General features: G+C 70.0%; 22 protein-coding genes. 16 read left to right on the top strand and 6 right to left on the bottom strand.

The annotated features are described in order from the left end of the window. Window positions 1–37: 37 nt before the first annotated feature. The 9 genes from ACIBN2_RS41670 (at window position 38) to ACIBN2_RS41630 (ending at window position 10,503) form a co-directional block, all read left to right on the top strand. The gene (locus tag ACIBN2_RS41670; RefSeq protein ID WP_399142707.1) at window positions 38–832 is read left to right on the top strand and encodes an enhanced serine sensitivity protein SseB; all 795 of its coding nucleotides are present in this window, start codon (window positions 38–40) and stop codon (window positions 830–832) included. Between the two features lie 133 nt (window positions 833–965). Beyond that, the gene (locus ACIBN2_RS41665) at window positions 966–1,724 is read left to right on the top strand and encodes an enhanced serine sensitivity protein SseB C-terminal domain-containing protein (RefSeq protein WP_399142771.1); all 759 of its coding nucleotides are present in this window, start codon (window positions 966–968) and stop codon (window positions 1,722–1,724) included. Window positions 1,725–2,033: 309 nt separating this feature from the next. Continuing rightward, entirely contained in the window at window positions 2,034–3,041 is a 1,008-nt protein-coding gene (locus tag ACIBN2_RS41660; protein ID WP_399142705.1) for an ABC transporter permease, read from the top strand. A gap of 70 nt (window positions 3,042–3,111) precedes the next feature. Next, a complete protein-coding gene (locus tag ACIBN2_RS41655) occupies window positions 3,112–4,908 on the top strand; it encodes an ABC transporter substrate-binding protein (protein WP_399142703.1) in 1,797 nt (598 codons plus the stop codon). Window positions 4,909–5,019: 111 nt separating this feature from the next. Then, window positions 5,020–6,018: an ABC transporter permease gene (locus tag ACIBN2_RS41650; protein ID WP_399142701.1), complete on the top strand. Its 999-nt coding sequence runs from the start codon at window positions 5,020–5,022 to the stop codon at window positions 6,016–6,018. After that, a complete protein-coding gene (locus tag ACIBN2_RS41645; protein WP_399142699.1) occupies window positions 6,015–7,112 on the top strand; it encodes an ABC transporter ATP-binding protein in 1,098 nt (365 codons plus the stop codon). Before ACIBN2_RS41650 ends, ACIBN2_RS41645 begins: the two co-directional genes overlap by 4 nt. Window positions 7,113–7,126: 14 nt before the next feature. Next, entirely contained in the window at window positions 7,127–8,335 is a 1,209-nt protein-coding gene (locus tag ACIBN2_RS41640) for an ABC transporter ATP-binding protein (RefSeq protein WP_399142697.1), read from the top strand. 97 nt (window positions 8,336–8,432) lie between these two features. Beyond that, entirely contained in the window at window positions 8,433–9,824 is a 1,392-nt protein-coding gene (locus tag ACIBN2_RS41635) for a M1 family metallopeptidase (RefSeq protein ID WP_399142695.1), read from the top strand. Window positions 9,825–9,846: 22 nt separating this feature from the next. Continuing rightward, entirely contained in the window at window positions 9,847–10,503 is a 657-nt protein-coding gene (locus tag ACIBN2_RS41630) for a trimeric intracellular cation channel family protein (RefSeq protein ID WP_399142694.1), read from the top strand. On the opposite strand, the gene ACIBN2_RS41625 is transcribed toward ACIBN2_RS41630, so the two are convergent. Further along, window positions 10,412–11,635, bottom strand: a complete 1,224-nt coding sequence (locus ACIBN2_RS41625) for an alpha/beta hydrolase (protein WP_399142692.1) — start codon at window positions 11,633–11,635, stop codon at window positions 10,412–10,414. The genes ACIBN2_RS41630 and ACIBN2_RS41625 overlap by 92 nt on opposite strands. Before the next feature lie 165 nt (window positions 11,636–11,800). On the opposite strand from ACIBN2_RS41625, the gene ACIBN2_RS41620 reads away from it, so the two are divergent. Beyond that, window positions 11,801–12,688, top strand: a complete 888-nt coding sequence (locus ACIBN2_RS41620) for a thioesterase family protein (protein ID WP_399142690.1) — start codon at window positions 11,801–11,803, stop codon at window positions 12,686–12,688. On the opposite strand, the gene ACIBN2_RS41615 is transcribed toward ACIBN2_RS41620, so the two are convergent. After that, a complete protein-coding gene (locus ACIBN2_RS41615; RefSeq protein WP_399142689.1) occupies window positions 12,675–13,262 on the bottom strand; it encodes a TIGR03086 family metal-binding protein in 588 nt (195 codons plus the stop codon). The genes ACIBN2_RS41620 and ACIBN2_RS41615 overlap by 14 nt on opposite strands. Window positions 13,263–13,384: 122 nt before the next feature. Here ACIBN2_RS41615 and ACIBN2_RS41610 point away from each other — a divergent pair, with 122 nt between their 5' ends. Beyond that, complete coding sequence (locus tag ACIBN2_RS41610) at window positions 13,385–14,422, top strand: helix-turn-helix transcriptional regulator (protein ID WP_399142687.1); 1,038 nt, start codon at window positions 13,385–13,387, stop codon at window positions 14,420–14,422. Between the two features lie 483 nt (window positions 14,423–14,905). On the opposite strand, the gene ACIBN2_RS41605 is transcribed toward ACIBN2_RS41610, so the two are convergent. Continuing rightward, window positions 14,906–15,532: a TetR family transcriptional regulator gene (locus tag ACIBN2_RS41605; RefSeq protein ID WP_399142685.1), complete on the bottom strand. Its 627-nt coding sequence runs from the start codon at window positions 15,530–15,532 to the stop codon at window positions 14,906–14,908. Window positions 15,533–15,655: 123 nt separating this feature from the next. Between ACIBN2_RS41605 and ACIBN2_RS41600 the strand changes: the two genes are divergently transcribed. The 3 genes from ACIBN2_RS41600 to ACIBN2_RS41590 all read left to right on the top strand — a co-directional run bounded on the left by ACIBN2_RS41600 (window position 15,656) and on the right by ACIBN2_RS41590 (window position 17,475). Continuing rightward, complete coding sequence (locus ACIBN2_RS41600; RefSeq protein ID WP_399142683.1) at window positions 15,656–15,823, top strand: hypothetical protein; 168 nt, start codon at window positions 15,656–15,658, stop codon at window positions 15,821–15,823. Between the two features lie 36 nt (window positions 15,824–15,859). Next, complete coding sequence (locus ACIBN2_RS41595; RefSeq protein WP_399142681.1) at window positions 15,860–16,135, top strand: DUF4190 domain-containing protein; 276 nt, start codon at window positions 15,860–15,862, stop codon at window positions 16,133–16,135. Window positions 16,136–16,311: 176 nt separating this feature from the next. After that, the gene (locus ACIBN2_RS41590) at window positions 16,312–17,475 is read left to right on the top strand and encodes a cysteine desulfurase family protein (RefSeq protein ID WP_399142679.1); all 1,164 of its coding nucleotides are present in this window, start codon (window positions 16,312–16,314) and stop codon (window positions 17,473–17,475) included. 4 nt (window positions 17,476–17,479) lie between these two features. On the opposite strand, the gene ACIBN2_RS41585 is transcribed toward ACIBN2_RS41590, so the two are convergent. Beyond that, window positions 17,480–18,139, bottom strand: coding sequence for an N-acetylmuramoyl-L-alanine amidase (locus ACIBN2_RS41585; RefSeq protein ID WP_399142677.1), 660 nt, complete (start codon window positions 18,137–18,139; stop codon window positions 17,480–17,482). A 61-nt stretch (window positions 18,140–18,200) separates the two neighbouring features. On the opposite strand from ACIBN2_RS41585, the gene mnmA reads away from it, so the two are divergent. Beyond that, window positions 18,201–19,331, top strand: coding sequence for a tRNA 2-thiouridine(34) synthase MnmA (gene mnmA / locus ACIBN2_RS41580; protein WP_399142675.1), 1,131 nt, complete (start codon window positions 18,201–18,203; stop codon window positions 19,329–19,331). A 7-nt stretch (window positions 19,332–19,338) separates the two neighbouring features. Here the strand turns inward: mnmA and ACIBN2_RS41575 are convergent, their stop codons facing one another. Next, a complete protein-coding gene (locus tag ACIBN2_RS41575) occupies window positions 19,339–20,124 on the bottom strand; it encodes an alpha/beta fold hydrolase (protein WP_399142674.1) in 786 nt (261 codons plus the stop codon). 47 nt (window positions 20,125–20,171) lie between these two features. Further along, window positions 20,172–20,495, bottom strand: coding sequence for a DUF427 domain-containing protein (locus ACIBN2_RS41570; RefSeq protein WP_399142672.1), 324 nt, complete (start codon window positions 20,493–20,495; stop codon window positions 20,172–20,174). A 50-nt stretch (window positions 20,496–20,545) separates the two neighbouring features. Between ACIBN2_RS41570 and ACIBN2_RS41565 the strand changes: the two genes are divergently transcribed. Next, entirely contained in the window at window positions 20,546–21,085 is a 540-nt protein-coding gene (locus ACIBN2_RS41565) for a TIGR00730 family Rossman fold protein (protein ID WP_393866639.1), read from the top strand. The last annotated feature ends 50 nt before the right edge of the window (window positions 21,086–21,135 follow it).

The raw sequence follows: 21,135 nt of genomic DNA, 5'->3' as shown, positions 1-21,135 counted from the left end.
CCAACAGCAGTGGTTCTCAGCAGGCGGTCGGACACAGATGGACTTCCCAGCGGATCTTCCCGCGGACTTTCCCATGCAGGCGCACCCCCATCCGCACGGCGGATGGCCCGGCAACGAGCTGGAGGAGGTGCTGTCGGCCTCCCTCGGCATACCCTCCGCGGGCGGCCGCATCATCGAGGTGCTCGGCCGCAGCTTCCTCTGGGTGCCGCTGCCGAGCGGCGGCGGCCCGCACAGCGGCCCCCTGGACCTGCCCTCGCTCGAGATCGAGGGCCAGGCCTACGTCCCGGTCTTCAGCTCCGAGGAGCAGTTCCGGCACGTCGTCGGCGCCCACATGCCGTACACGATCGCCCCGGCGGTCGAGTTCGCCCGCGGTCTGCCCCCGCAGGTCGGTCTGGCGATCAACCCGGACGGCGTGGTCGGCGTCCCGCTCCCGCCGGCCGCCGTCGCCGAACTGTGCCGGGTGGGCCGGACCCCGCTGGACGGCCCCGCCACCGGAGCCCGCGTCCGCCTCTACGAGCCGGACTGGCAGGACGATCCGGTCGACTTCCTGGCCGCCGCCTCCGCCGAGTTCGCGGGCACCGGCGTGGTCGTCTCGGCCCGCCGCTGCCTGGCGGCCGTGGAGACCGCGGACCCGGTGATGTTCGTCGGCGTCGAACTCTCCCACCGGGAGGGCGACCTGAGGGCGCTTCCCCTCCAGGCGCTGGAGCGGGCCGTCACCAGGGCGCCGGCCCCGTGGCCGGTCAACCTCGTCCTCCTGGACGTCACGGACGACCCGGTGGCGAACTGGATGCGCGAACAGGTACGCCCTTTCTATACGAGGGATCACCTGTAGCCGCCGCGGAGCTCGCCGTGGACACCACCGGTCCCGGGCCACCGGGCGCTTAAGCTGTCAGCAAGAACGCGGGGCATTCTTCGAAGGGGCGGTACGACACGTGAGCGCGAGCCTCAGCGGCAGCGTCGAGCAGATGCTGCGCCAGGTGACGCCAGGGCGCTACGACGCCTACGAGGCACTCCTCCGCGCACTCGCGACCCCGGGCTCCGGCCAGGTCTGGATGCTCCTGTGGCACGGCCAGGCGGGCTCCCCGGACGCCCAGTACGGCAACATGGAGGTCGAGGGCTACGGCTACGCGCCCTGCGTCACCTCCGCCCAGGAGCTCTCGGCCAGCGGCTGGAACAGGTCGTACGAGGTGATCGACGGCCTGGACGTCGCCCGCACCCTGTACCCCGACCACTTCGGCCTCTGGCTCAACCCGCACGCCCCGGGCGGCGGCGTGGGCATCCCCTGGCTGGACCTGCGCCGCATCGCCACCGGCCTGGAGCGCCAGGCCGCCGGCCCCCTGCGGCTGACGGAACCCGCACTGGAGATCCCGCAGTTCTACGCCCTGCTCACGCAGAACGCCCACCGCACCCCGGCCGTCCGCTCGCTGCGCCGCGCATGGGTGCAGCCGGCGCTCGGCGCGCCGTACCTCGCCATCGGACTGGACGTGTACGACACCAGCCCGCCCGCCGTGGACTCGGTACGGGCGATGATGCAGCAGTCGATCGGCGCCGTCCCGGACGGGCTGCCGGTGTCGACGGTGGCGATGTCCGACGAGTACGACCCCGTGGCCCTCTGGATGCGTGCGAGCGCCCGCCCCTTCTACGATCGCGAGGCCCACGCGGCGGCTCCGGCGCAGGCCCCGGCGGGCGGCTACGGCTACCCACCGGTGCATGGCGGATACTGAGACGACACCCTGGTCCGTGCCGGAACCCCAGGTGATCTGCGCGCGTAGATAGCGCCGGAAGAACCTGAAGTTTCCGTAGATGTCCGAAATGACCCGTGTCCGACGGCCGTAACCTGCTGTCCGGATAACGGAACACACCAGCCCGCATCACGTTTGCGCATCCATTCACCGCCAAGTCTGGCAACAGATCGCCAAAGCGTTGAAGACTCCCGCTCCAGAGGGGTTCGCCCCCATGTACGACGGACTGATCACGCCGCTACAGCGGCAAGTGCGGGCCGGCTACCGCCGGTTGAGAGGGGTCCCTGCCAGATGACGGCACCAATCCACGAGCCGACCGCGGAAGCGGCTCCGAGCGCGGCCGAGGAAGCGGCGGTTGCCACCGCCGGTGAAAAGGCTGTTCAGGGCCGATCCTTGGGCCGGATCGCCTGGGAGCGGCTCAAGCGGGACAAGCTCGCCCTCGCGGGCGGCGTCGTCGTGCTCGCCCTGATCGTGATCGCCGTGCTCGCTCCCTGGCTCGCGAACCTGGTCGGGCAGGATCCGGACGCCTACCACGAGAGCCTGATCGACCCGCTGTTCGGGACGCCCAAGGGCTCCCTGGGCGGCATCAGCGCCGATCACCTGCTGGGTGTCGAGCCGGTCAACGGCCGCGACATCTTCGCCCGCGTCCTCTACGGCGCGCGGATCTCGCTCCTCGTCGGCTTCCTGTCCGCGATCGTCGCCGTCGTGCTCGGCACGGTCCTGGGCATCCTGGCCGGCTTCTTCGGCGGCTGGGTCGACTCGGTCATCAGCCGCATCATGGACGGCCTGCTCGCCTTCCCGCAGCTGCTCTTCATCATCGCCCTCGTGTCCGTCATGCCGAACGAGATGCTCGGCCTGACCGGTTCGAGCGTGCGCGTCTTCGTGATGATCCTGGTCATCGGGTTCTTCGGCTGGCCCTACATCGGGCGCGTGGTGCGCGGTCAGACGCTGTCGCTGCGCGAGCGCGAATACGTCGAGGCCGCCCGGTCCCTGGGCGGCGGGCGGATGTACATCCTGTTCAAGGAGCTGCTGCCCAACCTCGTCGCGCCCATCATCGTCTACACGACGATGATGATCCCCACCAACATCCTGACCGAGGCGGCACTCAGCTTCCTGGGTGTGGGCGTCAAGCCGCCCACCTCGTCCTGGGGGCAGATGCTCTCGACGGCGATCGACTACTACGACTCGGACCCCATGTTCATGGTGGTTCCGGGTGTGGCGATCTTCATCACCGTGCTGGCCTTCAACCTCTTCGGCGACGGCGTGCGTGACGCGCTCGACCCGAAGGGCTCCCGCTGAACTGCCGTACCCCCAGCGTCCCGTGAGCTCAGCCACGGGGTCTCTCATCAACACCGGAGGATCCGAGATCGTGACTACCCAACGCACCTCAGGGCGGCGTAAGCAGGCACTGGCCGCTGCTGTCGGGGTCGCTGCGCTGCTGACCACGGCGGCGTGCGGCGGCGGCAACGACAGCGGTGGTTCGAAGAGCGGCGCAGCCGGCTTCGACGCTGCGAACAACAAGGTCGCCCAGGCCTCCGCGGTCAAGAAGGGCGGCGAACTGAAGTTCGTCAGCACCCAGGACGCCGACTCGTGGGACACCACGCGTGGTTACTACGGCTTCATGTGGGACTTCTCCCGCTACTACAGCCGTCAGCTGCTCACCTACAAGACCGAGCCGGGCGCCAAGGGCGCCGAGGTCACGCCCGACCTCGCGGCCGACGAGGGCCAGGTCTCGGCCGACGGCAAGACGTACACGTTCAAGCTGCGTGACGGGATCACCTGGGAGGACGGCAAGCCGATCACCTCCCAGGACATCAAGTACGGCATCGAGCGTTCCTGGGCGCAGGACGTCCTGTCCGGCGGTCCGGTCTACCTGCAGCAGATGCTCGACCCCAAGGCCACCTACAAGGGCCCGTACAAGGACACGTCGAAGGACAAGCTGGGCCTGAAGGCGATCGACACGCCTGACGCCAAGACGATCGTCTTCCACCTGCCGTCGGCGAACTCCGACTTCAAGCAGGTGCTGGCCATGACCTCGGCCTCGCCGGTCCGCCAGGACAAGGACACCAAGTCCAAGTACGGTCTGCACCCGTTCTCCTCGGGTCCGTACAAGTTCCAGTCGTACAGCCCGGGCAAGTCGCTGGTGCTGGTCCGCAACACCAACTGGAAGGCCTCCTCGGACCCGGTCCGCAAGGCCTACCCGGACAAGATCTCGCTCACCATCTCGTCCAACCAGAGCGACTCCGACCAGCGTCTGATCAACGGCGACTACGACATCGACGCCAGCCAGACGGGTCTTGGCCCGCAGGGCCGCACCATCGCCCTGAAGCAGCACAAGGCCAACCTGGACAACCCGGTCTCCGGCTTCATCCGCTACGCGGTCTTCCCGCAGACGGTCAAGCCGTTCGACAACATCCACTGCCGCAAGGCCGTGATCTACGCGGCCGACCACGTGTCGCTGCAGACCGCGCGCGGTGGCCCGGTCGCCGGTGGCCTCATCGGCACCAACATGCTCCCGCCGTCCGTCCCGGGCGCCGAGGGCCAGAAGTACGACCCGTACAAGATCGCCGGTGAGAACAAGAACGGCAACGACAGCCTGGCCAAGCAGGAGCTGAAGGCCTGCGGTCAGCCGAACGGCTTCAAGACCACCATCGCGGTCCGCAACAACAAGCAGCAGGAGGTGGCCACGGCCACGTCCCTGCAGGCGGCGCTGAAGAAGGTCGGCATCAACGCCGACATCTACCAGTACGACGGTTCGCAGAGCGCCGGCATCATCGGTGCCCCGGCCAACGTCGAGAAGAAGAAGCTCGGCATCATCATCATGGGCTGGGGTCCCGACTTCCCGAGCGTCCAGGGCTATGGCATCCCGCTGTGGAGCAGCAACTACATCCTCCAGAGCGGTAACAACAACTACGCCATGATCAAGGACAAGACGATCGACGGCCTCTTCGACCAGTACAACGCGACCAAGGCGACGGACGAGGCGAAGAAGACCCAGATCTCCACGGAGATCAACCACAAGGTCAGTGAGGGTGCGTACTACCTGCCCTTCACCTTCGAGCGGCTGCTCAACTTCCGCGGCTCGAACGTGGGCAACGTGTACACGACGAACGCGTACAGCGGTTACTACGACTTCGTCAACCTCGGCCTGAAGTCCACGAAGTAATTCCCGGCACACCCGCCGAACGGCACGAAAGGCAGGTGAAGGCCGGCGCGGCGTGACCGCGGGCCACCGGACAATCTCCGGCGGCCCGCGGTCCGCGGCGGGCCGTAAGCTGTGCTCGCTTACCTCATCAGGCGGCTGTTCGCCGCCGCAGTGATGCTGGTGGTCATCATCCTGGTGGTCTTCAGCATCTTCTTCCTCGTCCCCAAGTGGGCGGGCGTGGACATCGCCACGAGCTTCGTGGGCAAGCAGGCGGACCCCGCGGCGGTGGAAGCCGTCCGGACGAAGCTGGGTCTGAGCGACCCGGTCTTCGTGCAGGTCTGGCACTTCTTCAAGGGCATCTTCGTGGGCCGCACGTACGCGGCCGGCGGCGATATCACCCACTGCTCCGCGCCGTGCTTCGGCTACTCCTTCCGCAGCGAGCAGGCCGTGTGGCCGGTGCTGACCGACCGCTTCCCGGTGACCCTGGGTCTGGCGCTCGGTGCCGCCGTGCTGTGGCTGGTCTTCGGTGTCTCCGCCGGTGTGCTCTCCGCGCTCAAGCGGGGCAGCCTCTGGGACCGCGGCGCGATGGTCATCGCCCTCAGCGGTGTGTCGCTCCCGATCTACTTCACGGGTCTGCTCTCGCTGGCGATCTTCAGCTACGGGCTGGGGTGGATCGACGGCCAGTACGTGCCCCTGAGTCAGAGTTTCACCGGCTGGCTGGGCGGCATGATCCTGCCGTGGGTCACCCTCGCGTTCCTGTACGCGGCCATGTATGCCCGGATCACCCGCGCCACCATGCTGGAGGTCCTCGGTGAGGACTACATCCGCACGGCGCGCGCGAAGGGCCTCAAGGAGCAGGTCGTCATCCGCAAGCACGCCATGCGCTCCACGATGACGCCCATCCTCACCATGCTCGGCATGGACCTCGGCGCCCTCATCGGCGGCGCGATCCTGACCGAGACGACGTTCAGCCTGCCCGGCCTCGGCCAGGCGGTCCTGAACGGCATCAAGAACCAGGACCTGCCCATCATCCTGGGCGTCACCCTGATCACCTCCCTCGCGGTACTCATCGCCAACCTCGTGGTGGACGTCCTGTACGCCGTGATCGACCCCCGAGTGAGGCTCGCATGACCGAACTCAGCAAGACCGGAGCAGCCGTGGGCGAACCCACCTCGGCCTCGCCGGCCCCGACCTCCTTCCTGGAAGTGCGCGACCTGAAGGTGCACTTCCCGACCGACGACGGTCTGGTCAAGTCCGTCGACGGGCTGTCCTTCAAGCTGGAGAAGGGCAAGACCCTCGGCATCGTGGGCGAGTCGGGTTCCGGCAAGTCGGTGACCTCGCTCGGCATCATGGGCCTGCACACCGCCGGCCAGTACGGCAAGCGCAAGGCGCAGATCTCCGGGGAGATCTGGCTGGACGGCACCGAGCTGCTGACCGCCAACCCGGACGAGGTGCGCAAGCTGCGCGGCCGGCAGATGTCGATGATCTTCCAGGACCCGCTGTCCGCGCTGCACCCGTACTACACGATCGGTCAGCAGATCGTGGAGGCGTACCGGATCCACCACGACGTCGACAAGAAGACCGCCCGCCGCCGGGCGATCGAGATGCTCGACCGGGTCGGCATCCCGCAGCCGGACAAGCGGGTGGACGGCTACCCGCACGAGTTCTCCGGCGGTATGCGCCAGCGCGCGATGATCGCGATGTCGCTGGTGAACAACCCCGAGCTGCTCATCGCGGACGAGCCGACGACCGCCCTCGACGTGACCGTCCAGGCGCAGATCCTCGACCTGATCCGCGATCTGCAGAAGGAGTTCGGCTCCGCGGTCATCATCATCACCCACGACCTGGGCGTCGTCGCCGAACTGGCCGACGACATCCTGGTGATGTACGGCGGCCGCTGCGTCGAGCGCGGTCCGGCGGAGAAGGTGTTCTACGAGCCCCGCCACCCCTACACCTGGGGCCTGCTCGGCTCGATGCCGCGCCTGGACCGCGAGCAGCAGGACCGCCTGATTCCGGTCAAGGGCTCCCCGCCCTCGCTGATCAACGTCCCGTCCGGCTGCGCCTTCAACCCGCGCTGCCCGTACGCCGACGTCCCCAAGGACAACGTCACCCGCACGGTCCGGCCCGAGCTGACCGAGGTCGACAGCCAGCACTGGGCCGCCTGCCACATGACGCAGGAGCAGCGGGAGCGTATCTGGACCGAAGAGATTGCGCCGAAGCTGTGAGCGAGGACAAAGCTGTGAGCATCCCTGCGCAGAGTGGAGGCAGCGTGGTCACCAAGGACGGGGCCGCCCCCGGAGAGACTCTGCTGAAGGTGACCGGGCTCCAGAAGCACTTCCCGATCAAGAAGGGCCTGCTGCAGCGGCAGGTCGGGGCCGTGCACGCGGTCGACGGCATCGACTTCGAGGTCAAGTCCGGCGAGACGCTGGGCGTGGTGGGCGAGTCGGGCTGCGGCAAGTCGACGATGGGCCGGCTGATCACCCGGCTGCTCGAACCGACCGGCGGTACGGTCGAGTTCGAGGGCAAGGACATCACGCACCTCGGTGTGGCGGGCATGCGCCCGATGCGCCGTGACGTGCAGATGATCTTCCAGGACCCGTACTCGTCGCTGAACCCGCGCCACACCATCGGCACGATCGTCGGCGCTCCCTTCCGGCTCCAGGGCGTCGAGCCCGAGGGCGGCATCAAGAAGGAAGTGCAGCGGCTGCTGGAGGTGGTCGGTCTCAACCCCGAGCACTACAACCGCTATCCGCACGAGTTCTCCGGCGGCCAGCGCCAGCGCATCGGCATCGCCCGGGCGCTCGCCCTGAAGCCGAAGCTGGTCGTGGCGGACGAGCCGGTCTCCGCGCTCGACGTGTCGATCCAGGCCCAGGTCGTCAACCTGCTCGACGACCTCCAGCAGGAGCTGGGCCTGACGTACGTGATCATCGCGCACGACCTCTCCGTCGTCCGGCACGTCTCGGACCGGATCGCGGTGATGTACCTCGGCAAGATCGTCGAACTGGCGGACCGCGAGGCGCTGTACAAGGCGCCGATGCACCCGTACACCAAGGCGCTGATGTCGGCGGTGCCGATCCCGGACCCGCGGCGCAAGAGCGAGAAGAGCGAGCGCATCCTGCTCCGCGGCGACGTGCCCTCGCCGATCTCCCCGCCGAGCGGCTGCCGCTTCCACACCCGGTGCTGGAAGGCGACGGAGATCTGCAAGACGACCGAGCCGCCGCTCCTGGAGCTCAGGCCCGGCCAGCAGGTCGCCTGCCACCACCCGGAGAACTTCGAGGACCAGGCCCCGCAGGACACGGTGCTGCTGTCCGTGGCCAAGGAGGCGGCCGAGCTGGTCGCCGACGAGGTGCTGGCGGAGTCGGCGGAGACGTCGGCGGCGGTCGCGGCGGAGGTCGCGGAGACGTCCGGCGCCCCGGAGGCCGGAAGCCAGGAGTCAACCGACAAGTAACGCATGACAAGTTGGCAAAGTCATGCACATGACTGAACGGGAGAGTTCAGAGTCGTCCGTGTCCGACTTATCGGCACACGCTCGAAAGGGACGGCTCATGAAACTCTCCCGTTCGGCACGCTTAGGGGCCCTCGCTACCGCGGCGGCCTCTTTCCTTGTCATCGCCGCGTCGTCCGCCCCCACCCAGGGCGCTCCCGGCATCGGTGACACCTACTTCCCGAATCTCGGCAACGGCGGCTTCGACGCCCGCCACTACGCGCTCGACGTGGCGTACAACCCGGACACCGACCGCCTCGACGGCCGTACGACGCTCACCGCCCGGGCCACCCAGTCCCTGTCCTCCTTCGACCTCGACCTGCAGAAACTGGAGGTCACCAAGGTCGAAGTGAACGGCAGACGCGCCGAGTTCACCCGCGACGGCGACGAACTGCGCATCACCCCGCACGGCGTGCTCCGCCGGAACAGCACCTTCACGGTCACGGTCACCTACGGCGGCGTCCCCGAAGCCCTGGGCGGCCCCATCGTCTTCGGCTCCAGCTACGGCTGGATGAAGACCGCCGACGGAGTCTTCGTCGCCTGCGAGCCCAACGCCGCCTCCACCTGGTTCCCCTCCAGCGACCATCCGGACGACAAGGCCACCTACGACATCCGCATCAAGGCCCCCAAGGGCCTGACGGGCGTCTCCAACGGCCGGCTGGTGTCGACGTACGACAAGGGCGCCTCGACGTACACCCACTGGCGCGAGAGCAGGCCTATGGCGACCTATCTCGCGACCGCCACCATCGGCAAGTTCGACGTGAAGACGGGGAAGACCCCCTCCGGGATCCCGGTCTACGTCGCCATCGACCCGGTGCTGGCGAACAGCAACAGCGTCGACGTGTACGCCGTCACCGCCGCGGCCACCGACTACTGGCAGCAGGTCTTCGGCCCGTACCCCTTCGAGGAGACCGGCGCGATCGTCGACGACATGCCGGAGGCCGGGTTCTCGCTGGAGGTGCAGAGCAAGCCCGCCTACTCGGCCGTGCGCAGCGAGACGACGATCGTGCACGAGCTGGCCCACCAGTGGTTCGGAGACTCGGTCTCGGTGGAGCGCTGGAAGGACATCTGGCTGAACGAGGGCTTCGCCACGTACGCGCAGTGGCTTTGGGCCGAGCACCAGGGCACCCGCAGCGCCCACGACTCGTTCCTGGCCGGCTACAACGCGCGCCCGGCCGACAGCTCCTTCTGGCAGACCGTGGTCGCCGACCCGCAGCGCGACACCATGTTCGCGTCCGCGGTCTACCAGCGCGGCGCGATGACCCTTCAGGCGCTGCGCGAGCGGATCGGTGACAAGGCGTTCTTCAAGCTGCTGCCGGCCTGGACGCACCTGCACCGCTACGGCAACGCGAACACGCGGCAGTTCATCCAGCTCGCCGAGCGGGTCTCCGGGCAGAAGCTCGAGGACCTGTTCCACAAGTGGCTCTACACGACGGGCAAGCCCGCCCTCTAGCGACCCTGAGTAAGAATGTGGGGTGCTTCAGCAACTGTTCAGCCCCTCCGTCCAGCACACGCTCGACCTCGTTGGCATCTTCGTGTTCGCCATCTCCGGCGCGCTGCTGGCCGTCCGCAAGAACTTCGACGTCTTCGGCATCGCCGTCCTCGCCGAGGTCACCGCGCTGGGCGGAGGACTGTTCCGGGACCTGGTCATCGGTGCCGTGCCGCCCGCCGCCTTCACGGACCTCGGCTACTTCATCACTCCGCTGCTCGCCGCCCTCATGGTCGTCTTCCTCCATCCGCACGTCGAGCGCATCCAGGTCGGCGTGAACGTCTTCGACGCGGCCGGCCTCGGCCTGTTCTGCGTCGCCGGGACGACCAAGGCGTACGAGTACGGGCTGAACCTCACCTCGTCGGCCACCCTCGGGCTCGCCACCGCCGTGGGCGGTGGCGTGCTCCGGGACGTCCTCGCCAACGAGGTCCCCTCCCTGCTGCGTTGGGACCGTGACCTGTACGCGGTCCCCGCCATGGTCGGCGCGACCATGGTCGTCCTGTGCATCCGCTACGACGCCCTCACCCCGTTCACCAGCGGACTCGCCGTCGTCACCGCCTTCGTGCTGCGCCTGTTCGCGATGAAGTACCACTGGCGAGCGCCGCGTGCCTGGAACCGGCGCTCGACGGTACGGGAGGAGTAGCACTCCCGCTCCGGGCGTGGTGCTGGCCCATCTCCACCGAGAGCCAGCGGAAGGACGGGACCACCTGCGGCCGCCACAGCGCCATGGTGTGGCCGCCCGCGCTCCTCGGGATGAAGACCACGTGCACGGTCGTCGGTGCCTTCGCGGCCTGTTCGAGGCCGATGCCGGCCTCGTAGCCGTCGTGCGGCTGGCCGGAGATGTACAGCGCGATCCGGGGCGGGCTGAGGGCCTTCTTCAGCAGCAGGTAGGGGTTGTTCTCGGCCCTGACCTGGAGGTTCTGCGCGGCGAGCGAGTTGCGTTCGCCGATCGGGTCGTTGTAGCCGGACATGCTGATCGCGGCCATGTAGCGGCCCGGGTGCGCGACGGCCAGCTTCACCGCGCAGTGCGCGCCCGCCGAGTACCCCGCGACCGCCCAGCCCCTGGGCGCGGGTGCGGCGCGGAAGTTGTCCGTGACCATCCGCGGGACGTCGATGCTGAGCCAGCTGTCGGCGTTGACCGTGCCCGGGATGTTGGCGCAGCCCGTGTCCACGCCGGCCAGCAGGTTGGTGCGCGGAGCGACCAGGATGAACGGCGCGACCTCGCCGTTGCGCATCAGCGGCGCCAGCTGCTGCGTCACCTTCATCGCCCCGAACCACGCCTTCGCCGAGCCCGGGTAGCCCGGCAGCAGCTCCACGACCGGGAACCTGTGGTGCCGGTAGCGCGGCTCGCCGTACTGCGGCGGCAGCCACACGTAGACCTCGGCGTTCACGCCGGAGACGCGGCCCTTGAGCTGGGTCTCGCGTACGCCGCCCATCCCGGGGCCGGTTGCCTGCGTGAAGTCCTGCTTGATCTTGGGGAGTCGTTTCAGCGCTATTCCGCCGGTGCCGTCGGCGCCCAGGTTCGCGGCCTGCTGCACATGGTTGCCGGTGCCGAGGAGGTCGGCCCAGTTGTCGTACAGGCTGTTGGCGTTGTTGACGAGGACGAAGACCAGCGCGACCGCCGTCCCCTGGGCGAACAGCAGCATCAGCATGCGGCCGGTCGTGCGCAGGGCCTGCGGCCCGCGGACGCGTGACCACAGGACGAGCGGCAGTATCAGTGCGATCGCGAACAGCACGATCAGCGTGTAGAGGAACGGAGTCCCGGTGAGGCTCATGTCCCCATAGAGGGGGACGGAGGGGCCCGGGTTTCGGACGAGTGGGGACACTTACCAAGAAATTGCCGGAACCTCACCCGCAAGGCCGGGCGGAGCGGCCGGTGCGTCATCTGCCGTTAACCTAGAAAGCTACCGCTTAGTAGTTTCTCGTTGTACGGTTCAGGCATGCCAGAAGCAGCTTCCGCAGCGGCCACGAGGGCCGCCGTCGGCGACAGCGAGTTCGACCGGGACACCGCGCTCACCCTGCGCGAGCCCGGCGTGTACGACATCGACCTCTCCGCCGGCTGGACCATCATCAACGCCGTCAACGGCGGTTATCTGCTGGCCGTCCTGGGCCGCGCCCTCGGCGACGCCCTGCCGCACCGCGACCCGTTCACCATCTCGGCCCACTACCTCACCGCGTCCCAGCCGGGACCGGCGGTGGTCCGCACGGAACTGGTGCGTGGCGGCCGCACGCTCTCCACCGGCCAGGCCTCCCTCTTCCAGTACGACGAAGAGGGGCGCGAGGTGGAGCGCATCCGCGTCCTCGCCTCCTACGGCGACCTGGACGCGCTGCCGGAGGACGTGCGCACGACCGCCGTGCCGCCCGCGTTCCCGCCCATGGACCAGTGCTTCGGCCCGCAGGACACTGCATCCGATGTCCGACTGCCGTCGGGTGGCGCGCCCGTCGACGGCAGCTCGGCGATCGCCGACCGCCTGATGATCAAGATCGACCCCGCGACCCTCGGCTGGGCGCTCGGCGCCCCGTCCGGCAAGGGCGAGATGCGCGCCTGGTTCGGCCTCGCCGACGGCCGCGACGCCGACCCGCTCTCCCTGCTGCTGGCGGTGGACGCGCTGCCGCCCACCGCCTTCGAGATCGGCCTCTCCGGCTGGGTCCCCACGGTCGAGCTCACGGTCCACATCCGCACCCGCCCGGCCCCCGGCCCCCTGCGCGTCTCCATCACCACCCGCAACCTCGCGGGCGGGTTCCTGGAGGAGGACGCGGAGGTGTGGGACAGCGAGGACCGGCTGGTGGCGCAGTCCCGCCAGCTGGCCCGCGTCAGGCTCGGCTGAGCGGCTTCCTGCCCAGCCAGGCCGCCAACTGCCCGTAGGAGTCGGCCTCTTCGGGGGCCGACTGCGCCGTGGCGAACGGTGTGTCCGCGTCGCGGTCCGGGTCGGGCAGCACGCGGCGGGCGGTGGCGAGGGCGAACTCGGCCAGTTCCTGGTCGAGTTCCAAGGGATGACCGAGCGACTCGGACAAGTCCCAGGTGTGGGTGACCAGTTCCATCACGTAGCCGGAGAGGGCCGCGCGGCCCGGGACCTCGCCCCAGGGCACGCGGACCGGTGCCTCCATGCGGTCGTCGCCCGCCCAGGCGTCGAGGACCCGCGTGCGGACCTCCTCGTACGCGGCCGGCCAGCCGTCGTCCTTCACGCCGTCCGTGACGGGACGCACCGCCATGCCGTCGCCGCCCTCGCCGACGACCGCGATGCGCCGGGTGCCGCCGACGACGTGTCCGAGCAGGGCGCGCACGTCGAACTCGGCACAGGGCGTGGGGCCGTTGAGCTGCTCGGGACGGACGGTTCCGATCAGGGCCGCCGCCTGCTCGGTGGCGCGGGCGTACACGGGCCGCGGGTCGATCGCGTTCATCGGGTGACCTCTCTCTGCCGGGACTGCCCGGCTGCCGGGCTGTCGAGGGAGAGCGTGCCCGCATAACCTGACAGATCCCGTCAACATTTGCCGCGGCCCGCCCTTGGCGCGATTCTGATCCCGTGAAGTCCGACCGCCTTCTCTCGATCCTGCTGCTCCTGCAGACCCGCGGCCGCGTCCCCGCGCACGAACTCGCCGCGCGGCTGGAGGTGTCCGTACGCACCATCTACCGCGACATCGAGGCCCTGTCGGCCTCCGGCGTCCCGGTCTACGCCGAGCGCGGGCGGCACGGCGGCATCGAACTGCTCGCGGGATTCCGTACGGACGTGACCGGACTGACCGCGGACGAGTCCCGTGCCCTGTTCATCCTGGCCGCACAGGGCGCGCACGCCGCGCTCGGCCTGGACGCGGCACTCGGCTCGGCGCTGCGCAAGGTGATGGCGGCGCTGCCGGCGCCGCACCGCCCCGCCGCCGAGGTGACCTCCCGCCGCATCCTCGTCGACGCCACGCGCTGGAAGGGCGGTCCGCAGCCCGCCGTCGACCTCGACACCCTCCAGGACGCCGTCTTCGCCGACCGCCGGCTGCGGCTGCGCTACCGGCACAGCGGACAGCGGCAGGCGCGGACGTACACCGTCGACCCGTACGGCCTCGTGTCGAAGGCCGGCGTCTGGTACCTGGTGGCCGACCGCGGGACGGCGCCACGGCTCTTCCGCGTCGACCGGGTGCAGTCCGCCACCGTCCTGGGCGACGATGTGCGGCGCCGCCCCGGTGTCGAACTCGCCGACGTCTGGGAGGTGTTGCGCCGCCAGGTGGAGGAGCGGCCCGGCGGACTCGACGTCACCGTCCGGGTCCGGCGCGACCGCCTCGACATGTTCCTGCGCCTGAACGCCTCGCAGCTCGCCGAGCTGCCCGACGGCGGTGCGGGCGACGGGGGCGGGGACGGTGACGGGGACGGCGGGGAGGAGTGGGTGACCGTACGGCTGTCGTACGGCGTCGTGCGCGAGGCCCGTCAGCTCCTTCAGTTCGCCGACACCGTCGAGGTGCTGGAACCGACCGAGGTACGCGCGGAACTGGCCGCCGCGGCCGCCTCCGTCATGGGCCTGTACCCCTCTTTGCCCGAACCACAGGCCACGGACAGGCCGTCCCCAAGGAAGCCCTAAGCGCCGTTGATTGAGTGCCGGCTTCAGGAGTCCCTCATCCTTCTTGGAGTTGTTTCTCATGCAGCGCGTGCGTCTCGTTCCCGCGGTGGCCCTGCTGGTGCTCTCGCCTCTGGCCCTGACCGCCTGCGGTTCCGGCGACTCGTCGTCCTCGGGCAGTGGCAACTCCGGCCAGCGGCAGGCGTGTTCGGCGCCGACCGGGAACCGGTCCGGGATGCCGAGCGGTGCGCCTTCGGGGGCCCCGTCGGGGGCCCCGACAGGCAAGGCGGCTGCCAAGCCGTCCGGTAGGTCTACAGGGATGCCCTCGGGGATGCCGAGCGGTGCGCCGTCCGGGATGCCGGGGGGCGGGCAGGGCGGGCAGGGTGGCCCCGGTGGCGGCGCCGGTTGTGGTGGCGGCCCGGGCGGGGGTCAGGGCTGATTCTCCACGTCGTACGGCAGGGGCGGGCACACCCGGTGGGCGGGGGTGCCGCCCCTGCGTGTCGCAGCTCAGTCCAGCCAGTGACGGCGCCCGATGCTGATGAGCCGCATCTGCCGCGAGGCCACGTGCGCCACCCGCTCCCGGTCCCCGTCCGCGCCTTCCATGGCCTCGAGGAACAGCGAGGCGGTGATGAGCATCTGGTCCACGTACAGATGGGCCAGCATGAGCAGGTCGTCGTCGCTCCAGCCCGTGGACTGCGGGTCCTTGGCGAGCTCGTCCCGTACCTCCTCGGCGAACCGGGCCAGTTGGTCCCGGATGGCATCCCGCACCGGCTGAACTCCGCCATGTCGCTCACGGGCGATGAAACGGACATGGGAGGGGTACGCGTCGACATGACCGGCGATCAACTCGATAGCGCGCGCGATGCGTTCCTCGCTGTTGTCCGCCGAGGTCACCGTCGTCCGGATCATCGGGTGCAGGCTGCCCAGCGCCTCCTCGACCAGGGCAACACCGAGATCCGGGATGGAACGGAAGTGCCGGTAGAAGGCGGTGGGGGCGACGCCGACGGCACGGGTGACCTCGCGCAGACCCAGGCTGCTCAGGCTCTGCTCCTCCAGCAGGGCGAGCGCCGCGTCGAGGAGCGCCTGCCTGGTCTTCTGCTTCTGGGCCTGCCGGATGCCGAGGGTGTGACTCATGTCATCCAGTTAACAACTGTTCTCTGGATTTGGAAAGCCGTACGGCACGCTAGACTCTGTAGTCAGTGAACAAGTGTTACTACAACTGTTCACCGAACCGTAACCCGGAGGGGGATCCATCCCATGCTGTTCCTTGTCGCCGCACTGATGCTGTTCGGCGCGGTGCTGGGCACCGTGGCCCACGCGCCGTTCGCGTTCACGCTCGTCGCGGCCGCCGTCATCGCCGCCTGGCTCGGCATCTTCGCGCTCCGCGAGCGCAACGGCCGCCGCCGCCACACGTCCACGCACTGACCGACCATCCCTACGGCTTCCTGGAGCTGACCCGTCATGCAACTCACCGCACCGGCCACGCGCCGCACCACCACGACACCGCGCCGCGACGCCGACGGCATGGCCGTCGCGTCCTTCATCCTCGGCCTGCTCGGCCTGCTGGTCCTCAACGTCTTCCTCGGCCCCATCGCCATCGCCCTGGCCGCCGCGGCCCTCTGGCGCGGCACGGCCCGCCGCGGGCGTGCCTTCCTGGGCCTGACCCTGGGCGTCGCCGACCTCGCGGTCCTGGCGATCGCGATGCAGCTCTCCAACACCGTGTCCTGGAGCCTGTGACAGCACCTACCGCCGTGGGCATTCGTTCCGCAGGACGGAACGGGTGGGCACGGCCTGCAGCGCCGGGTACCTTGCCGACGACGTCAAGGGCAGCGCGGGCCAAGCGCGACCTGGCTGCAGCACAGGGGGACCTTGACACGAGGCCCCTCACGAACGCCCCGTAGAATCGGGGCACCATGGCTTACCTCGACCACGCCGCGACCACCCCGATGCTCCCCGAGGCAGTCGAGGCGATGACAGCCCAACTGAGCGTCACGGGCAACGCCTCCTCTCTTCACGCCTCAGGCCGGCAGGCCCGCCGTACCGTCGAGGAGGCCCGTGAGACCCTCGCGGAAGCGCTCGGCGCCCGCCCCAGCGAGGTCGTTCTCACCTCCGGCGGCACCGAGGCCGACAACCTCGCCGTGAAGGGCCTGTACTGGTCCCGCCGCGACGCCGACCCGGCCCGTACCCGCGTCCTGTCCAGCCCCGTCGAGCACCACGCCGTCCTTGACGCCGTCCACTGGCTCGGCGAACACGAGGGCGCCACGGTCGAGTACCTCCCGGTCGACGCCCACGGGCGCGTCCACCCCGAGGCGCTGCGCGAGGTGATCGCCCGCAACCCCGACGACGTCGCCCTGGCCACCGTGATGTGGGCCAACAACGAGATCGGCACCGTTCTGCCGGTCCGTGAACTCGCCGACGTGGCACAGGAGTTCGGCATCCCGCTGCACTCCGACGCCGTCCAGGCCTTCGGCCAGGTCCCCGTCGACTTCACCGCCTCCGGCCTCGCCGCGATGACGGTCTCGGGCCACAAGATCGGCGGCCCGTACGGCATCGGCGCCCTGGTCCTCGGCCGTGAGCACACCCCCGTCCCCGTCCTGCACGGCGGCGGACAGGAGCGCCACGTCCGCTCCGGCACCCTCGACGTGCCGGCCGTCGCCTCCTTCGCGGTGGCCGCGCGGCTGGCCACCGAGCGGCGCGAGTGGTTCGCGGCCGAGATCGGCGCCCTGCGCGACAGCCTGGTCGAGGCGGTCCGCGCGGCCGTCCCGGACGCGATCCTCGGCGGCGACCCGATCGACCGCCTGCCGGCCAACGCCCACTTCACCTTCCCCGGCTGCGAGGGCGACTCGCTGCTGCTCCTGCTCGACGCCCAGGGCATCGAGTGCTCCACCGGCTCCGCCTGCACCGCGGGCGTCGCCCAGCCCAGCCACGTCCTGCTGGCCATCGGCACCGACCCCGACCTGGCCCGCGGCACCCTGCGCTTCTCCCTCGGCCACACCTCCACGGAGGCGGACGTCGAAGCGCTGGCGAAGGCGATCGGCCCGGCGGTCGAGCGTGCCCGCGCGGCGGGACTGACCTGACGGCCTACGCCTTCGTGGACGACGCCCGGTGCACGAGCCGTATGTACCGGTCCCAGTCCCAGTACGGCCCCGGGTCGGTGTGGTCCGTGCCCGGCACCTCCACGTGGCCGATGATGTGCCCGCGGTCGACGGGTATGCCGTAGCGCCGGCAGATCCCCGCCGTCAGGCGCGCGGAGGCGGCGTACATCGCGTCCGTGAACGAGGACGCGTGCTCCACGAAGCCCTCGTGCTCGATGCCGACGCTGCGTTCGTTGTACTCCCGGTTGCCCGCGTGGAACGCCACGTCCAGTTCGCGGATCATCTGCGTGACCCCGCCGTCCTTGCGGACGATGTAGTGGGCCGCGGCCCGGTGGCGCGGGTCCTGGAAGACCTTGACCGTGCTCGCGAAGCTGCCCTGGGTGACATGGACGACCACCCGGTCTATCGCGTAGTCCGCGGGCCGGTCGGCACGGCGGTAGTTCGCCGAGGAGGCCGCCATCCACTGCGCGCCCCGGAAGTCGACCGCACCCGGCGTGCGCGGCTTCTCCACCCCCGGCATCCGCCACCACAGATGTGACAGCTCCTCGCGCGCCAGGACGGCCGTGCCGACGGCGGCCGCCGCCCCGCCGACCAGCAGCGCGCGGCGCCCGATCCGCCGGTCCGAGTCGCTCCTCGTGTCCCCCATGTGATCACCAACGGATACTCGTGGGCTCGGGTTCCCGTGCCCCCCTTACTCTTGAGGGGTTATGACTGACACCCCGCAGCGCCCTCGCCCTCTTCGCGTACTCGCCGCCATGTCCGGCGGAGTGGACTCCGCCGTCGCCGCCGCCCGCGCCGCCGAGGCCGGCCACGACGTGACCGGTGTCCATCTGGCGTTGTCCGCGAACCCGCAGTCGTTCCGCACGGGCGCGCGTGGCTGTTGCACCATCGAGGACTCGCGCGACGCCCGCCGGGCCGCCGACGTCATCGGCATCCCGTTCTACGTCTGGGACCTCGCCGACCGCTTCCGGGAGGACGTGGTGGAGGACTTCGTCGCCGAGTACGAGGCCGGCCGCACCCCGAACCCCTGCCTGCGCTGCAACGAGAAGATCAAGTTCGCCGCCCTGCTGGACAAGGCGCTGGCCCTCGGCTTCGACGCGGTCTGCACCGGTCACTACGCCAAGGTGGTCGTGACCGAGGACGGCACGCGCGAGCTGCACCGCGCGTCCGACATGGCCAAGGACCAGTCGTACGTCCTCGGGGTCCTCGACGACAGGCAGCTGGCGCACGCCCTGTTCCCGCTGGGCGACACGGTCACCACCAAGGACGAGATCCGCGCCGAGGCCGAGCGCCGCGGCCTCGCGGTCGCCAAGAAGCCGGACTCGCACGACATCTGCTTCATCGCCGACGGCGACACCCAGGGCTTCCTGGCCTCGCGGCTGGGCAAGGCGGAGGGCGACATCGTGGACGAGTCCGGCGCCAGGCTCGGCACCCACGAGGGCGCGTACGGCTTCACCATCGGCCAGCGCAAGGGCCTGCGCATCGGCACCCCGGCGCCCGACGGCAAGCCGCGCTACGTGCTCGACATCTCGCCGGTCGACAACACGGTGACGGTCGGCCCGGCCACGGCCCTGGACGTCACCGCGCTGACCGCCGTCAAGCCGCGCTGGTGCGGAGTGGCACCCTCCGGCCCCGGCACGTACACCGCCCAGCTCCGCGCCCACGGCGGCGAGACCGAGGTGCGGGCCGAGCTGGCCGACGGCACCCTCGACGTGACCTTCACGGAGCCGGTCCGCGGCGTCGCCCCCGGCCAGGCGATCGTCCTGTACGACGGCACGCGCGTGGTGGGCTCGGCGACGATCGCGTCGACCACGCGCGCGACGGCGACGGTGGCCTGAACCAGGTCTAGCCGGCCGGGGAGAAGAACTCCGCCAGCACCGGCGCCAGCACGTGCGGATCCACCCGGTGGGTCTGGTCCGCCAGGCTCCGGTACGTCCCCTGCGGCACCGCGTCGGCCACGGCCCGGGCGGCCTCGCCCATCCAGGCGGGGCTCGCCGTGCCGGAGGCCGACAGCACCGGCACGTCGATCGTGGCCAGCCGCGCGCGGGGCACCGTTCCGTCGCCCAGTACGGCGTCGTCGTACGCGAGGCTCGGTGCGAGTGCTTCCATGGCGGCCCACATGGGCGACTGACGGGCGCCATGGATCATCTCCTCGGCCAGACCCGTCAGCCTCAGGAACAGCTCGACCGCGTCCCCGCGCCGGTCGTCGCGGAGCGCCTCGGTGAGGTTCGCCGTGTACTCGGCGCGCTCCGTGCCGGCGTCCTCGGACATGGCGAACGGCACCTCGTACACGGCGGCCCGGGGGACCGGCAGCCCGCTCGCCACCGCCTCCAGGACGAGCGCGCCGCCCGAGGAAATGCCGTACAGCGAGGCCTCGCCGCCCGCCACGTCGATGAGCGCCGCGAGGTCCTCGACCTCGCGGGCCACCGCGTAGGGCGCCGTGTCGCCGCTCTCGCCCCGGCCGCGACGGTCGTAGACGATGACGCCGAAGCGGTCGGAGAGAGCCGCGGCGAGCGGGACCACCGTGGCGCTCGTCGACATCGCGCCGCTCACGAGGACGACCGCCGGGCCCTGTCCGAACCGTTCATACGCGACGGGGGTGCCGTCGCGTGAAAGGGTCTTCTTCTCCATGCCTGTGGAGACTGCCCCACCACAGGGAAATATGCGCGCTCAACCGCTCACGACACGTCCACTTCGTAGAAGCAGAGGTGGTCCTTGATCTCGGCGACGTCGGGCTTGGGGTCGGGGTAGGACCAGACGATGTCCGCCGCGTCCGGGGCGGACCAGTAGGAGGCGGTTCCCTTGAACGGGCAGTACGTGTGCGTGTCGGACGGCGTCAGCAGCTCGAGGCGTACGTCCTCGGCCGGGATGTAGTACCGCACCGGACAGCCCGTCTCGCGCAGCAGGAGGGGCCGGTCGCTGTCCGCCAGAACCTGGTCGCCGTGCACCACGCGCACGTGCTGGTCGACTTGCTCGATGGTGATCGTGTGTCCTTGGGCCATACCTGGGCAGCGCTCGCGGGCGCCGGGTTCTTCCCGCGTACGGTTGCCTCATGCGTATCTGCGTCTTCCTCTCCGCCGCCGACCTCGACGACCGCTACACGCGTCCCGCGCGTGACTTCGCGAAACTGCTGGGCAAGGGCGGGCACACGCTCGTCTGGGGCGGTTCGGACGTCGGGCTGATGAAGGTGGTCGCCGACGGCGTGCAGGAGGCGGGAGGCCGGCTCTGCGGGGTCTCCGTCGACTTCCTCGCGGCCAAGGCGCGGCAGGGCGCGGACGAGATGGTGATCGCCGGCGACCTCGCCGAGCGCAAGCGGCTGCTCCTGGAGAAGGCCGACGCGGTGGTGATCATGGTGGGCGGCACCGGCACGCTCGACGAGGCCACCGAGATCCTGGAGCTGAAGAAGCACGGGCACACCGACAAGCCGGTCGTCCTGCTCAACACCGCCGGCTTCTACGACGGCCTCAAGGAGCAGTTCCGGCGCATGGAGGACGAGGGCTTCCTGCCGCGTCCACTCACCGACCTGGTGTTCTTCGCGGAGGAGCCGGTGGGTGCGCTGGCGTACCTCGAGGAGAGCCAGGGCGTCGAGTGAGACCGGCCCCAGGTGAGCGGGGGAGCCGGGCGGCGCGACGTCCGGCACCC

It is taken from the genome of Streptomyces sp. NPDC050534 (genome assembly GCF_044457745.1).
In the GTDB taxonomy this organism is placed as follows: Bacteria; Actinomycetota; Actinomycetes; order Streptomycetales; family Streptomycetaceae; genus Streptomyces.
Note: the sequence above shows the minus strand (reverse complement) of the source record. Positions and strands in the feature narration are given on the sequence as shown.

Coding starts and splice junctions, on each gene's coding strand:
- ACIBN2_RS41595 (WP_399142681.1), top strand. CDS start 15,860: ATGCAACTCACCGCACCGGCCACGCGCCGCACCACCACGACACCGCGC.
- ACIBN2_RS41635 (WP_399142695.1), top strand. CDS start 8,433: ATGAAACTCTCCCGTTCGGCACGCTTAGGGGCCCTCGCTACCGCGGCG.
- ACIBN2_RS41670 (WP_399142707.1), top strand. CDS start 38: ATGGACTTCCCAGCGGATCTTCCCGCGGACTTTCCCATGCAGGCGCAC.
- ACIBN2_RS41665 (WP_399142771.1), top strand. CDS start 966: ATGCTGCGCCAGGTGACGCCAGGGCGCTACGACGCCTACGAGGCACTC.
- ACIBN2_RS41585 (WP_399142677.1), bottom strand. CDS start 18,139: ATGGGGGACACGAGGAGCGACTCGGACCGGCGGATCGGGCGCCGCGCG.
- ACIBN2_RS41575 (WP_399142674.1), bottom strand. CDS start 20,124: ATGGAGAAGAAGACCCTTTCACGCGACGGCACCCCCGTCGCGTATGAA.
- ACIBN2_RS41565 (WP_393866639.1), top strand. CDS start 20,546: ATGCGTATCTGCGTCTTCCTCTCCGCCGCCGACCTCGACGACCGCTAC.
- ACIBN2_RS41570 (WP_399142672.1), bottom strand. CDS start 20,495: ATGGCCCAAGGACACACGATCACCATCGAGCAAGTCGACCAGCACGTG.
- ACIBN2_RS41605 (WP_399142685.1), bottom strand. CDS start 15,532: ATGAGTCACACCCTCGGCATCCGGCAGGCCCAGAAGCAGAAGACCAGG.
- mnmA (WP_399142675.1), top strand. CDS start 18,201: ATGACTGACACCCCGCAGCGCCCTCGCCCTCTTCGCGTACTCGCCGCC.
- ACIBN2_RS41615 (WP_399142689.1), bottom strand. CDS start 13,262: ATGAACGCGATCGACCCGCGGCCCGTGTACGCCCGCGCCACCGAGCAG.
- ACIBN2_RS41620 (WP_399142690.1), top strand. CDS start 11,801: ATGCCAGAAGCAGCTTCCGCAGCGGCCACGAGGGCCGCCGTCGGCGAC.
- ACIBN2_RS41625 (WP_399142692.1), bottom strand. CDS start 11,635: ATGAGCCTCACCGGGACTCCGTTCCTCTACACGCTGATCGTGCTGTTC.
- ACIBN2_RS41590 (WP_399142679.1), top strand. CDS start 16,312: ATGGCTTACCTCGACCACGCCGCGACCACCCCGATGCTCCCCGAGGCA.
- ACIBN2_RS41660 (WP_399142705.1), top strand. CDS start 2,034: ATGACGGCACCAATCCACGAGCCGACCGCGGAAGCGGCTCCGAGCGCG.
- ACIBN2_RS41645 (WP_399142699.1), top strand. CDS start 6,015: ATGACCGAACTCAGCAAGACCGGAGCAGCCGTGGGCGAACCCACCTCG.
- ACIBN2_RS41600 (WP_399142683.1), top strand. CDS start 15,656: ATGCTGTTCCTTGTCGCCGCACTGATGCTGTTCGGCGCGGTGCTGGGC.